General features: G+C 70.7%; 12 protein-coding genes. 11 read left to right on the top strand and 1 reads right to left on the bottom strand.

Annotation, left to right across the window (positions count from 1 at the left end):
- Positions 1-20: 20 nt before the first annotated feature.
- The 11 genes from K9U40_RS11255 (at position 21) to ubiG (ending at position 13,505) form a co-directional block, all read left to right on the top strand.
- Positions 21-1,211: a phosphoglycerate kinase gene (locus K9U40_RS11255; protein WP_282890288.1), complete on the top strand. Its 1,191-nt coding sequence runs from the start codon at positions 21-23 to the stop codon at positions 1,209-1,211.
- Positions 1,212-1,417: 206 nt separating this feature from the next.
- Positions 1,418-2,443: a class I fructose-bisphosphate aldolase gene (locus K9U40_RS11250; protein WP_282890287.1), complete on the top strand. Its 1,026-nt coding sequence runs from the start codon at positions 1,418-1,420 to the stop codon at positions 2,441-2,443.
- A gap of 187 nt (positions 2,444-2,630) precedes the next feature.
- Positions 2,631-3,257, top strand: a complete 627-nt coding sequence (locus tag K9U40_RS11245; RefSeq protein WP_282890286.1) for a thiamine phosphate synthase — start codon at positions 2,631-2,633, stop codon at positions 3,255-3,257.
- A complete protein-coding gene (locus K9U40_RS11240; protein WP_282890285.1) occupies positions 3,254-4,417 on the top strand; it encodes a tetratricopeptide repeat protein in 1,164 nt (387 codons plus the stop codon). Before K9U40_RS11245 ends, K9U40_RS11240 begins: the two co-directional genes overlap by 4 nt.
- A gap of 480 nt (positions 4,418-4,897) precedes the next feature.
- Positions 4,898-5,389, top strand: a complete 492-nt coding sequence (gene pal, locus K9U40_RS11235; protein WP_282890284.1) for a peptidoglycan-associated lipoprotein Pal — start codon at positions 4,898-4,900, stop codon at positions 5,387-5,389.
- A gap of 255 nt (positions 5,390-5,644) precedes the next feature.
- Positions 5,645-6,574, top strand: a complete 930-nt coding sequence (gene ybgF / locus K9U40_RS11230) for a tol-pal system protein YbgF (protein WP_282890283.1) — start codon at positions 5,645-5,647, stop codon at positions 6,572-6,574.
- Positions 6,575-6,580: 6 nt separating this feature from the next.
- Positions 6,581-7,696, top strand: coding sequence for a tRNA lysidine(34) synthetase TilS (gene tilS, locus K9U40_RS11225; RefSeq protein ID WP_282890282.1), 1,116 nt, complete (start codon positions 6,581-6,583; stop codon positions 7,694-7,696).
- 114 nt (positions 7,697-7,810) lie between these two features.
- A complete protein-coding gene (ftsH, locus tag K9U40_RS11220; RefSeq protein ID WP_282890281.1) occupies positions 7,811-9,733 on the top strand; it encodes an ATP-dependent zinc metalloprotease FtsH in 1,923 nt (640 codons plus the stop codon).
- A 163-nt stretch (positions 9,734-9,896) separates the two neighbouring features.
- Positions 9,897-11,435 (top strand): lipid II flippase MurJ, encoded by a 1,539-nt coding sequence (locus tag K9U40_RS11215; RefSeq protein ID WP_282890280.1) that lies wholly within the window; start codon positions 9,897-9,899, stop codon positions 11,433-11,435.
- Positions 11,436-11,639: 204 nt separating this feature from the next.
- Positions 11,640-12,677 carry a tryptophan--tRNA ligase gene (gene trpS / locus K9U40_RS11210; protein WP_282890279.1) on the top strand — a complete coding sequence of 346 codons (1,038 nt, stop codon included), beginning with the start codon at positions 11,640-11,642 and terminating at the stop codon, positions 12,675-12,677.
- 84 nt (positions 12,678-12,761) lie between these two features.
- Complete coding sequence (gene ubiG / locus K9U40_RS11205) at positions 12,762-13,505, top strand: bifunctional 2-polyprenyl-6-hydroxyphenol methylase/3-demethylubiquinol 3-O-methyltransferase UbiG (protein ID WP_414114720.1); 744 nt, start codon at positions 12,762-12,764, stop codon at positions 13,503-13,505.
- Positions 13,506-13,515: 10 nt separating this feature from the next.
- On the opposite strand, the gene K9U40_RS11200 is transcribed toward ubiG, so the two are convergent.
- On the bottom strand, positions 13,516-13,830 hold a 315-nt coding region (locus K9U40_RS11200), incomplete at its 5' end, for a DUF1178 family protein (protein WP_282890278.1).

Below are 13,830 nucleotides of genomic sequence, written 5' to 3'. Positions count from 1 at the left end.
GCGGGGAAGGGGGCGCCAAGATGACCGCCTTCCGCACCCTCGACGACGCGGACCTCGCCGACAAGCGGGTCCTCGTGCGCGTTGATCTCAACGTGCCCATGGAAAGCGGCCGGGTCACCGACGAGACCCGCCTGAAAGCCATCCTGCCCACCATCCGCACCATCACGGACAAGGGCGGCAAGGCCGTGCTGCTGGCGCATTTCGGACGGCCCAAGGGCCGCGACGAGAGCCAGTCCCTCGCCCCGGTCGCTAAGGCGCTGGAAGGCCAGCTCGGCCGCAAGGTGGCGTTCGCCTCCGACTGCGTGGGCGAAGCGGCGTCGAGCGCCATCTCCCGGCTCGCCGCCGGCGAGGTGATCGTGCTGGAGAACACCCGCTTCCACGCGGGTGAGGAGAAGAACGCGCCCGATTTCGTCGAGGCCCTCGCCTGCCTCGGCGACATCTATGTCAACGACGCCTTCTCCGCCGCCCATCGCGCCCATGCCTCCACCGAGGGGCTGGCCCGCAAGCTGCCGGCCTATGCCGGCCGTTCCATGGAAAGCGAGCTGGCGGCGCTCACCAAGGCCCTTGAGGCCCCGGTGCGTCCGGTGCTCGCCGTGGTCGGCGGCTCCAAGGTGTCCTCCAAGCTCGAGCTTCTCGGGAACCTCGTGAAGAAGGTGGACATCCTGGTGATCGGCGGCGGCATGGCCAACACCTTCCTTGCCGCCCTCGGCAAGAAGGTGGGCAAGTCGCTGTGCGAGCACGACCTCGCCGACACCGCCCGCGAGATCCTGGAGAAGGCCAAGGCGGCCGGCTGCGAGATCGTGCTGCCGGTGGACGCGGTGGTGGCCAGGGAGTTCAAGGCCAATGCCGCGAACCGGGTGGTCAGCGTGGACCAGGTGGGCGACGACGAGATGATCCTCGACGCCGGCCCCGAGACCGTGGCCGTGGTGGCGCAGAAGCTCGACGGCGCCAGGACCGTGGTCTGGAACGGCCCGTTCGGCGCCTTCGAGATGACGCCGTTCGACGCCGCGACCGTGGCGGTTGCCCGCGACGTGGCCGAGCGGACCCGCGCCGGCAAGCTGCTGTCCGTGGCTGGCGGCGGCGACACTGTGGCGGCCCTCAACCATGCGGGCGCGGCGGGAGACTTCTCCTACGTCTCCACCGCCGGTGGCGCCTTCCTCGAATGGCTGGAGGGCAAGGCCCTGCCGGGTGTCGAGGCGCTGCGGGTTTGAAAAAGCGCTTCCGGGCGGCAAAATGTCGTCCGGGTGCCTGTTTACTGCACTGCAATGGGTTCAATTGCTGCGCTGCAATGGTATGATGTCTCGCTGGCCCACGCCCGCCCCGCCGGCCGGGGCGTGCGTGGGTCCTTCATGATCGGGGCCGGCGCGCCCTGGTCTCCACGCCCGCCGAGGGGCGGCAAAATGGCAGGTGAAGGCACATGACGGCTGAGCTCGACGCGATCGCGCAGAAAATGGTGGCCGACGGCAAGGGCATCCTCGCGGCAGACGAGAGCAGCGGCACCATCAAGAAGCGGTTCGATGCCATCGGCGTCGAATCCACCGAAGAGAACCGCCGCGACTATCGTGAGCTGATGTTCCGCTCGGAAGCCATGACCAAGTACATCTCCGGCGTCATCCTCTATGAGGAGACCATCCGCCAGAAGGCCAAGGACGGCACGCCGCTCGTCAGCCTCATCGAACAGGCCGGCTCCATCCCCGGCATCAAGGTGGACGCGGGCGCCAAGCCCATGCCGTTCTGCCCGGGCGAGACCATCACCGAGGGCCTCGACGGCCTCGCCGGCCGCCTCAAGGAGTTTTACGATCTCGGCGCGCGCTTCGCGAAGTGGCGCGCGGTGATCGACATCGACACCGCCGGCGGCATCCCCTCCTACGCTTCCATCCGCGCCAACGCCCATGCGCTGGCCCGCTATGCGGCGCTGTGCCAGGAAGCCAAGATCGTTCCGATCGTGGAGCCGGAAGTGCTCATGGACGGCAGCCACGACATCGACACCTGCTACCGGGTGACCGAGTGGGTGCTGAAGACCACCTTCGAGGAGCTGTATTACCAGCGCATCCGCCTCGAGGGCATGGTGCTGAAGCCCAACATGATCGTGCCCGGCAAGAAGGCCGCGAAGCAGGCGTCGGTGGAAGAGGTGGCCGAGAAGACCGTGCGCGTGCTGAAGAGCTGCGTGCCGTCCGCGGTGCCCGGCATCGCCTTCCTCTCCGGCGGCCAGTCGGACGAGGACGCCACCGCCCACCTCGACGCCATGGTGAAGCTGGGCGGCCTGCCCTGGAAGCTCACCTATTCCTACGGCCGCGCGCTCCAGGCCGCGCCGCAGAAGGCGTGGGCCGGCAAGGCCGAGAACGTGGCCAAGGCCCAGGCGGCGTTCACCCATCGCGCCCACATGAACTCCCTCGCCGCCCTCGGCCAGTGGTCGTCGGAGGAAGAGCGTAAGGCCGCCTGAGCGCGCCTTGTCGCACGAGATGACAAAGGGCCGGCTCGCGCCGGCCCTTTTTCGTGTTAGGTACCGCCCAGCCGAAGGTGTCCGGCTCACGCCGGCCCGAACGCGGCTTCCGTCCGCGCGCCCGGGAGGAACATGCTCCTGCGGGCAGTGCCCCCAATTTGCCGATTTCTTGGCCGACCGATCATCCATGGCTTCCCCGATGCCGCCGCCCGGCGCCCGCCTCATGCTTGTGTTCACCCTCACGCCGCAGCTGCGGCCGGAGATGGCGGCGGAGGCCGTGCGCGCCGGCGACGTCGCCGCCGTGGTGCTGCGCCTGCCCGAAGGCGGCGCGGCCGCCGGCCTGCCGCTGCGTGAGGTGGCGGAGGCGATCCAGCGCCAGGATGCGGCGGTGCTGGTCGAGGGCTCGGATGGAATGGCGACCGCCGCCGGCCTCGACGGGGTCCATGTGAGCGACCCCCGCAACCTCGCGGCCACGGTGCGGAGCCTGAAGCCCCAATCCATCGTGGGCGCAGGCGGCATCGACACCCGGCACGACGCCATGGAAGCGGGGGAGAGCGGGGCGGACTACGTCTTTTTCGGCAGCCTCGACCCGTGGGACAGAGCGTTTCCGCAGGTTCTCGATTTCGTCGCCTGGTGGGCGGAGGTGTTCGAGGTGCCCTGTGTGGGTCTTGCAGCCTCCCTCGATGAGGCGGAGGAGCTTGCCCGTGCCGGCGCGGATTTCGTCGTGCTCGCGGAAGCGCTGGTGGCGGACGGCGGCGCGGCTGCGGTTGCGGCGGCCAGGGCCAGGCTGGCGAGCGTGGAAGCCCAGCCATGACAATGGCGTCCGTCCAGCGCCCGCCCCTGGCCGGCGCGCGGGGGAGGGAGCGCCTGTCGGTCCTGGGCACGGCCGTGGCGCTGGTCCTCGCTTGCGCGTTCTCGCCCGCGCTCGCCCAGACCCCGCCGCCACAGCAGAAGCCGGCCGCCGAACAGCCGGCGGCAAAGCCGGCCAAGCCCGCTACCAAGCCTGCCGCCAAGCCCGCGCCGAAGCCGGCGGACAAGCCGAGCGACAAGCCGGGTGCTGCCCGCGCCGATTCGCGCACGCCGCCGCCTTTGCTTGGCCCGCAGATCTCCTATCCCAGCAACGATACGCCGGGCGGCAGCGGCGATCTCGCCTATGGCGCCTACCAGCGCGGCTACTATCTCACCGCCTTCAACGAGGCGCTGAAGCGCGCCCGCGCCGGGTCGGACCAGGCCGCCATGACCCTGCTCGGCGACCTCTACGCCTCCGGCTATGGCGTGCCGCTGGATTTCGCCAAGGCCATCGACTGGTACCGCAAGGCCGCTGCCGCCGGCTCGCCGGGCGCCTTGCTCGCCCTCGGCAACCTGACGCTGGCCGGGCAGGGCTTGAAGCAGGACGAGGCCGAGGCCGCCCGCCTGCTGCGGGCCGCCGCGGAGAAGGGCAACGGCGCCGCAGCTTACAATCTGGGCCTGCTCTACCTGCAGGGCCGCAAGATTCCCAAGGAGCCGGGCGAGGCCGCGCGCTGGTTCGAGGTGGCGGCGGGCAAGGATATCGAGGACGCCCAATATGCCCTCGCCGTGCTGCTCAAGGAGGGCAACGGCGTGGAGAAGGACCTTGCCGCATCGGCGCGGCTGATGGCTTCCGCGGCGCGGCTCGGCCACATCACGGCGCAGGTGGAAATCGCCATCATGCAGTTCAACGGCGTGGGCGTGCCCAAGGACGAGGCCGCAGCCGCGGCCATGTTCCGCAAGGCGGCCCTGGGCGGCAACGCCATCGCCCAGAACCGCTACGCGCGGCTGCTCGCGACCGGCCGGGGGGTGTCGCAGGACAAGCTCCAGGCTGCCGCTTGGCATTTGCTCGCCAAGCGGCGGGGGCTCGGCGATCCGATGCTGGACGAGGTCGTTTCCCAGCTTCCCGCCGCCGAGCGCAAGAAGGCCGAGACCCAGGCCGCGCGCTGGGAGGCCGGCCGCGCCTGAGGCGCGCCATCCCGCGGTCCTGCGGTGGCCGACACCCCGGCGGGCATTGGCCGCTCGGTGGCGCTTCCTGTCGGTGGCGCTTCCTGCGCGCATCGGGCGCCGCCGTTGCGCGCCGACCGACCTGTGGCACTTGTGCAACGCCCTCGGGCGCTTTCGCTCTGCCCCGAGGGCAGCACGCGCTCGCCATGATGACGCCACGAGACGGCATCAGTGAAGACCTTGTCGACGGGCTGGCGTTGCCGGCTCACAGGCCTTCTTCGGAACCGCCGCAAGCGCGTGGTCCGCCCTGAGCGGGCGTGCCGCCGCGCGCCGGGAAGGGGGCACGGATAACCGCTTGGAAACCATGGCGCGCAGGAAATGCATGCCTCACCCGGTTTCCGGCAACACATGCGGCCTCAGGGCCGTGCGCGGAACGTTCGCTTAACCGGGCGGCTGATAGACGGATGCCTCCGGTCCAGCGTTGAGAAGGGAGATACCGGAATGCGTTTCCTCAGGCTAGCTCGCGGCTTCCGGTTCGCGGCTCTGTTCGGCTTCGCGCTGGCCCTTGCCGCGTGCGCCAATAACCCCAACCAGAATGCCGGCGCCGGCGGGGCCGGCGGCCCGCCCGGCTCGCCGCAGGAATTCGTTGTCGCGGTGGGCGATCGCGTGTTCTTCGAGAGCGACCAGACCGACCTCACCCCCCAGGCCCGCGCCACCCTCGACCGGCAGGCCCAGTGGCTGCAGCAGTGGAACCGCTACACCTTCACCATCGAAGGGCATGCGGACGAGCGCGGCACCCGCGAATACAACATCGCCCTCGGCGCCAAGCGGGCCCAGAGCGTGCGCGACTATCTCGCCGCCCGCGGCATCGACCCGGCGCGCATGCGCACCATCTCCTACGGCAAGGAGCGCCCGGTGGCGGTCTGCAACGACATCTCGTGCTGGTCGCAGAACCGCCGCGCGGTCACCGTGCTGAACGCCGGCGGCGCCTGAACCGAGCCTCGTGTTGCATCGAAAAGGGCCGGCGCCGCCTGCGGCCGCCGGCCCTTTCGCTTTCCACGGCAGATCCTTGCATCCGGGGGCGGACGGAACAGGGACATGCCGGCCTGATGGGCCGGCCCGGCGCGCCGACCCCGAAGCGCAACCCTTTGCCGAGTCACACTTTGGACGCGATCCATGCCCTATGCTTGGCCCGCCCGGGAGGCTGATCCCGGCCGTCCTTTCCCGCCACAAGCCCTTGGACCCAAGATGATGCGCCTGCCGCTGGTCGGTGTTCTCGCCCTCGCTCTGAGTGTCGTCGCGCTGCCCGCCGCCGCCCAGCAGGACGGTGGATTGTTCGGCAACATCTTCAAGCCCCCGGCCGCGACGCCCCAGCCGGTGCAGGGCGGCGACGAGACCGAGCTGGTCAGCCGCATGGAGCGGCTCGAATCGTCCCTGCGCCAGCTCACCGGCCAGGTGGAGCAGCTGCAATATCGCAACCAGCAGCTGGAAGCGCAGGTGCGCCGGCTGGAGGAAGGCGCCGGCGGCGCCCGCCCGCCGGCCGCGGCGGCTTCCGCGCCCGCTGCCCCTCCGGCGGCCACGCTGCCTTCCGGGCGCCCCGCGACGGGGCCCGGCACGCCCGGCAAGAGGTCCGACGCCTTCGATCCCAACATGGACCCCGCCGCGCCCGGCGCTCCGCAGCCTCTGGGCTCGCCGGCCACTACCGCAGCGGCCCTGCCGCGTCCGGCGGAGGCCGTCCCCGGCACGCGCCCGGCATCCACGGGCACCCAGGTGGCGGCGCTGCCGGGTCCCGGCGCCTCCGCGCGCGAGCTTTACGATGCCGGCCAGGCCCAGCTCCAGCGCCAGGATTATGCCGGGGCGGAGCAGACCTTCCGCCAGATCATCCAGTCCGCCTCCGGCGACCGCATCATTCCCGATGCCACCTTCATGCTCGGGGAGAGCCTGTTCCTGCGCCAGAATTACGGGGATGCGGCGGCGTCCTTTCTCGAGGTTTCCACCAAGCATCCCAGTTCCGCCCGCGCGCCGGAAGCGCTGCTGCGCCTCGGCCAGTCCCTCGCGGGCCTCGGCGAGAAGGAGACCGCCTGCGCCACGCTGCAGGAGGTGGATCGCAAATATCCGCGCGCCCCGTCGTCCATCCGCCAGGCGGTGGAGCGGGAGCAGAAGCGCATCGGCTGCTGACGCCGAATGGCGACGGGCGGCTTCCCGGCAGCAAGCTCCGGGGCGACACCCCCCGTCGAGGACAGCGCGCTCGATGCCCTGTTCGCCTCGTTCGCACATCACCCGCGCATTCTGATCGCGGTCTCCGGCGGGCCTGATTCCACCGCGTTGCTCCATCTTGCCCGGCGCTGGCGCGCCGAGCGGGAGACCGGGCCGGACCTCGTCGCCGCCACGGTGGACCATGGCCTGCGGGCGGACGCGGCGCGTGAGGCGGCGGATGTCGCGGTCCTCGCGGCCAGGCTGGGCGTGCCACACCGCATCCTCGTCTGGCAGGGCGCCAAGCCCGCTCATGGCATCCAGGAGGCCGCCCGGGAGGCGCGCTACGGCCTGCTGGCTGCCGCCGCGCATGAGGCCGGGGCAACGGCCATCGCGCTGGCCCATACCCGCGACGACCAGGCCGAGACGGTGCTGTTCCGCCTTGCCCGGGGGTCGGGCCTGTCCGGCCTTGCCGGCATGCGCGGCGATGCGGTGCGCCATGGCCTGGTCTTGCTGCGCCCGTTCCTCGAGGTGCCCAAGGCGCAACTGGTGGCGACGCTGGAGGCGGCCGGCCTCGCCTTCGCATGCGATCCCGCCAATCTGGACCCGCGCTTCGCCCGCCCGCGCCTGCGGGCCATGGCGCAGGCGCTGGCGGGGGAGGGGCTCGATGCCCGCCGCCTCGCCACGCTCGCCCGCCGGGCGGCGCGGGCCGATCAGGCCCTGGAAGCCGCCACGGACGCGGCCGAGGCCACCCTCCACCGCTCCGCGCCGGAGGGGGCGGAGGGCACCAGCGTCCTCGATGCGGCGGCCTTTGCCACCTTGCCCGACGAGATCGGCCTGCGCCTGCTCGCCCGCGCCATCGGCCGGGCCGCAACGGAAGGCCCGGTGGAACTCGCGAAGCTCGAAGCGCTGTTCGACGCCTTGAAGGAGGCCATGGGCGCGCCGTCTGCTCTATTTCGCCGCACCCTCGCCGGTGCTCAGGTGAGCCTGCGAAGGGGCGCGCTGCACGTCTCGGCCGCGCCGCCGCGCCGTGATGACGGGCCGGTCGCGTCGAATTCAGGCCGCTTGGGACCGCGTGTCCTTGGCAAGAAGGGGCCTCGCTCCTAAATTAGGCGACGGACGGTGCGGGAGGCCTCACTGACGACAGGCCGGTGCGGAGGCATTCTTCCGTATGGTAAGGCGTCGAAACGGGCTGACCCTTTCTGTCCCCACGAGGGTTCAATGAACGCCAATCTACGCAATTTCGCCCTTTGGGTGATCATCGTCCTTCTGCTTCTGGCCTTGTTCTCGCTGTTCAACAGCCCCGGCCAGCGCACGAACGCGAACGAGATCTCCTTCTCGCAGCTCCTCAATGACGTTGACGCCGGCAAGGTGCGCGAGGTCGTGATCGAGGGGCCGAACATCACCGGCACCTATTCCGACCGGTCCGGCGGCTTCCAGACCTACGCGCCGAACGATCCGTCCCTCGTGCAGCGGCTGTACGGCAAGGGCGTGCAGATCACCGCCCGGGCGCCGTCGGACAACGTGCCGTGGTTCGTGAGCCTGCTCGTCTCCTGGCTGCCGTTCCTGGCCCTGATCGGCGTGTGGATCTTCCTGTCGCGCCAGATGCAGGGTGCCGGCGGCAAGGCCATGGGCTTCGGCAAGAGCCGCGCGAAGCTGCTCACCGAGGCGCACGGCCGTGTCACCTTCGACGACGTGGCCGGCATCGACGAGGCCAAGAGCGACCTGACCGAGATCGTGGAATTCCTGCGTGACCCGCAGAAGTTCCAGCGGCTCGGCGGTCGCATCCCGCGCGGCGTGCTGCTGGTGGGTCCTCCCGGCACCGGCAAGACGCTGCTTGCCCGCGCCATCGCCGGCGAAGCCAACGTGCCCTTCTTCACCATTTCCGGCTCGGACTTCGTGGAGATGTTCGTGGGCGTCGGCGCCAGCCGCGTGCGCGACATGTTCGAGCAGGCGAAGAAGAATGCCCCGTGCATCATCTTCATCGACGAGATCGACGCGGTGGGTCGCCACCGCGGCGCCGGCCTCGGCGGCGGCAATGACGAGCGCGAGCAGACCCTCAACCAGCTGCTGGTGGAGATGGACGGCTTCGAGGCGAACGAGGGCATCATCCTCATCGCCGCCACCAACCGCCCGGACGTGCTCGACCCGGCGCTGCTGCGCCCCGGCCGCTTCGACCGCCAGGTCATCGTGCCGAACCCGGACGTGGTGGGCCGCGAGCAGATCCTGAAGGTGCACGCCCGCAAGATTCCGGTCGCGCCCGACGTGAACCTGAAGACCATCGCCCGCGGCACCCCCGGCTTCTCCGGCGCGGACCTTGCCAACCTCTGTAACGAGGCGGCGCTGATGGCGGCCCGGCGCAACAAGCGCATGGTCACCATGGCCGAGTTCGAGGACGCCAAGGACAAGGTGATGATGGGCGCGGAACGCCGCTCGCTCGTCATGACCGAGGAAGAGAAGATGCTGACCGCCTATCACGAGGGCGGCCATGCCATCGTGGCGCTGAACGTGCCGGCCACCGACCCGGTGCACAAGGCCACCATCATCCCCCGCGGCCGCGCGCTGGGCATGGTCATGCAGCTGCCCGAGCGGGACAAGCTCTCCATGTCCTACGAGCAGATGACCTCGCGCCTCGCCATCATGATGGGCGGGCGCGTGGCGGAGGAACTGGTGTTCGGCCACGACAAGGTGACCTCCGGCGCCGCCTCGGACATCGAGCAGGCGACCCGCCTCGCCAAGATGATGGTGACGCGCTGGGGCTTCTCGGCGGATCTCGGCACCGTGGCCTATGGCGACAACCAGGACGAGGTCTTCCTCGGCATGTCGGTGTCGCGCCAGCAGAACGTGTCCGAGGCTACCGCGCAGACCATCGACCGCGAGGTGCGTCGCCTCGTGGACGAGGGCTATGAGGAGGCCAAGCGCATCCTGACCGAGAAGTACCAGGACCTCGAGACGCTGGCCCGTGGCCTGCTGGAATACGAGACCCTCTCGGGCGACGAGATTGTCGACCTGCTGGACGGCAAGACGCCGAACCGGGAGAGCGTGCTGGAGCCTTCCAACCCGCGCGGCTCGGCCATTCCCACCACCAAGCGCCCCCGCCCCGGCGGCGCCGGCGGCTCCATCGAGCCCCAGCCCCAGGCCTGAGGCCGGCGGGCATTGCAGAAACAGGAACGCCCGCTTCGGCGGGCGTTTTCTTTTGGCCGCCGCCGCCGGTGCGGGCGCGCTTCGCGCCGGGTCCAGCAGGACGCAGGCGGTGCGATCCGCCACCTCATCGACAGCGGCACGGTGACGGGGCATAGGCTGGGCCATGTCCCTCCTCGCCCGCACCTCCATCGTTTCGGCAGCGACGCTCTCCTCCCGCATCCTCGGCTTCGTGCGCGATGCCGCCACGGCGGCGGTGCTGGGCGCCGGGCCCGCGGCCGATGCGCTGGTGGCGTCCCTCGCCTTGCCCCTGCTGGCGCGGCGCCTCTTGTCGGAAGGGGCGTTCAACCTCGCCTTCATCCCCGCCCTGGCACGCGCCGAGTCGGATGACCCTGACGCACCCCGGCGCCTCGCGCGGGCAACGCTGGCGCTGCTGCTGGGCACGCTCCTGGCCTTTGCGCTTCTCGCCGCGCTGTTCATGCCCCTCGTCATCCGCCTGCTGGCGCCGGGCTTCGAGCCGGGTGGCGCGCGCGCGGACGTGGCCATCCTGTGCGGGCGTGTGGCGGTGCTCTACCTGCCGTTCGCCGGCCTCGCAGCCATCTATGGGGGCGTTGCCAACGGCGCCTATCGCGTCCTCCTGCCGGCGCTGGCTCCGGTGGCGGCCAACCTCACCGTGCTCGCCGTCATCGCGGTGCTTCTCCTGCGCGGGCTGATGGAGAGCGACACCGCCGCCCTCGCCATCGCCGCCGCCACCGTGGCCGCGGGGGGGGCCCAGCTTGGGCTCATGATGGTGGCTGCGCGGGGCTGCCCGGCTACGCCCGGGCCCGTTGCGGGAGGCTGGCCCTGGCGCAAGGCGCTGGGCGTCATCCGCGCCGCCGCGCCGGCCCTGCTGTTCGCGGGCCTGAGCCAGTTCCGCCTCATCATCATCGCCGCGGCCGTCTCGGCGAGCCCCGGCGCCGTGGCCGCGCTGAACTATGCCCAGCGCCTCATGGACCTGCCCCTTGGCCTCGTGGGCGCCAGCGCGGGCGCGGTGCTGGTGCCGGCCCTGCTGCGCAAGAGCGCGCTTTCGGGGGCGGCGGCCGATGTGCCCGAGGCCGTCGGACGGGCCGTGCTCGCCGCCCTCGCCTTCGCCTTGCCGGCGGCCACGGGGCTCGCCGTGCTCGCCGATCCCATCGTCATAACCCTGTTCCAGCGCGGCAGCTTCGATGCCGGGGATGCCCGGCTCACCGGCGCGCTTTTGGCGGTGCTCGCCCTCTCGCTGCCGGCGCAGGGGCTGGAGCGCATCCTCTCCGCCGCCGCATCCACCTCGGGCCGGGTGAAGATGGCGGAGCGGGTCGCCCTCGGCTCCCTCGCCGTCTGCCTGCTGTCGGCCTTCGCCCTGGGGCTCGGCTTCGGGCCGCAGGCGGCGGCGGGGGCGGCGGCGCTCTCGGCCGTCGCGTCCATCCTGGTCCTGGGCGGGCTGCTGGTGCGGGCCGGGGCGCTGTGCTTCTCCCGCGCGGTGCTGCTTTCGGCCCTGGGGCTCCTGGCGGCGAGCCTGCTCATGGCCGGGTGCGTCGCGGCGCTCGCGGCATTCTGGGCGGCGCCGGAAGGCCAGCTCGCTGCAGCACTGCGGCTCGCCGGGCTCGTGGGTGCCGGCGCCGCCATGTATGGCGGAGCGGCCTTCGCCCTCAAGGCGCTGCTGCCGAAGCTCTCGCCACAGGGCTGAGCCGCCCCGTTCCCCGCGCCCCTTGCGCGATGGGACACCAGGTGGCATGACGCGCCCCATCATCTCCCCGCAAATGGCCGCGCTTCGGTCGCCGGGGGTCATCCATGCGGGTCGGGACGGCCAAAGCGGTGCGGCGAGCGTCGTCGCGGCAGCCTGCCGCCGCAGGGCATTTTCGAGCGGTGCGCCGCTCTGTTGGAGGTCGCCATGGCGGCGGTCGCGGATCGCGTGTTTTCCGGCGTGCAGCCCACGGGCAATCTGCACCTCGGCAATTATCTCGGCGCCATCAAGCGCTTCGTGGAGTTGCAGAAGAGCCACGAATGCATCTATTGCGTGGTGGACCTCCACGCCATCACCGTCTGGCAGGAGCCGGACGAGCTGAAGCGCCACATCCGCGAGGTCACCGCGGCTTTCATCGCCTGCGGCATCGACCCCAGGGCGCATATCGTGTTCAATCAGAGCCAGGTGTCGGGCCACGCCGAGCTGGCCTGGATCTTCAACTGCGTCGCCCGCATGGGCTGGCTCAACCGCATGACCCAGTTCAAGGAGAAGGCGGGCAAGGACCGGGAGAATGCCTCCGTCGGCCTGTTCGCCTATCCGGCGCTGATGGCGGCAGACATCCTGCTTTATCGCGCCACCCATGTGCCGGTGGGTGACGACCAGAAGCAGCATCTGGAGCTGACGCGCGACATCGCGCAGAAGTTCAACACCGATTTCGCGCCGTCCATCGCCGCGCACGGGCACAAAGAGGGCTATTTCCCCCTGACCGAGCCGCTGATCGCGGGGCCTGCCACGCGGGTGATGAGCCTGCGCGACGGTGCCAAGAAGATGTCCAAGTCGGACGCCTCCGACTTCTCGCGCATCAACCTGACCGACACTGCCGACACCATCGCCGGCAAGGTGCGCAAGGCGAAGACCGATCCCGAGCCCCTGCCCACCGAGGAGGAGGGCCTTAAGAGCCGTCCCGAGGCGGACAACCTCGTGGGCATCTTCGCCGCGCTGTCGGACCGGACTAAGGCCGACGTGCTGAAGGACTACGGCAACGCCCAGTTCTCCGCCTTCAAGGCGGCGCTGGTGGATCTCGCGGTGGACAAGCTCGGCCCCATCGGCACCGAGATGCAGCGCCTGATGGCCGACCCCGCCGCCATTGATGCCATCCTCATCGACGGCGCCGACCGGGCCCGCGTCATCGCCGACCAGACCATCGCCGAGGTGAAGGACATCGTCGGCATGGTGCGTGGCTGAACCGGAGCCGGGTGGCGCCGCCTTGCTCCATCTTCGCCCCCCGCTTAATGCTGGGGGCGAGACGGCGCCTGCCGAGGAGGCCTTATGTCCGAGATGAACGCCACCGTCGATCCGGCCGAGGTCGCCCGCTTCGATGCGCTCGGCGCGCAATGGTGGGACGAGAAGGGCAAGATGGCGCCGCTCCACGCCATGAACCCGGCGCGCCTTGCCTTCCTGCGCGATGCGCTGGTGCGCCATTTCGGCCGCGACGCCCGCGCGCTGCGCCCGCTGAAGGGCCTCTCCATCCTCGACATCGGCTGCGGCGGCGGCCTGCTCAGCGAGCCTCTGGCGCGCATGGGCGGGCATGTGACCGGCATAGATCCCGCGCCCGGAAACGTGGCGATCGCCCGCGCCCATGCGGCGGCGTCCGGCCTTTCCATCGACTACATGCCGGTGACGGCCGAGGAACTGGCCGCGCGCGGGGCCCGTTTCGACGTGGTGGTGGCGCTGGAGGTGGTGGAGCACGTGGCGGATGTAAGCCTGTTCGTGCGCACCGCCGGACGCCTCGTGGCGGAGGGGGGCGTGCTGGTGCTTTCCACCCTCAACCGCACCGCCAGGAGCTTCGCCCTTGCCATCGTGGGCGCGGAATATGTGCTGCGCTGGCTGCCGCCGGGCACCCATCGGTGGGAAAAGTTCATCACCCCCGAGGAGCTGGAGGCGACGCTTGCCGCCGCGGGCTTCGCCGCGCGGGAGAAGGTCGGCCTCGCCTACGAGCCGCTCTCGGGCGACTTCCACCTGACCGGGGACCTGTCGGTGAACTACTTTCTGGTGGCGGAGCGGGAGGGGTAGGGCTCCCGCCTCAGTTGCGGTCTTCCGGCAGCACCGGCAGGGGGAGCACCTCCACGTCGTCTTCGCGCAGGGCCTTGACCTCCTCCACCGTCGCCTCGCCGTAGATGGAGCGGTGCTCGATCTCGCCCTCGTGCATCTTGCGGGCGAGGTCGGCGAACTCGTCGCCCACATAATCGGAGGTCTTCACGATCTGCTCCCGCAATTCGCGGATGAGCGCGCGCAACTCGCTGTCGGGGCGGCTCATCACCGGCACCGGGGCTTCCGCGGATGCGGGAGCGGGAGGGGCGGCCGGAGCGCCGGCCGCCGGTGCCGCCTCCTCCGCGGC

It is taken from the genome of Xanthobacter autotrophicus (genome assembly GCF_030015065.1).
Classification (GTDB): Bacteria; Pseudomonadota; Alphaproteobacteria; order Rhizobiales; family Xanthobacteraceae; genus Xanthobacter; species Xanthobacter autotrophicus_D.
This window is presented reverse-complemented; position numbering and strand designations above follow the sequence as displayed.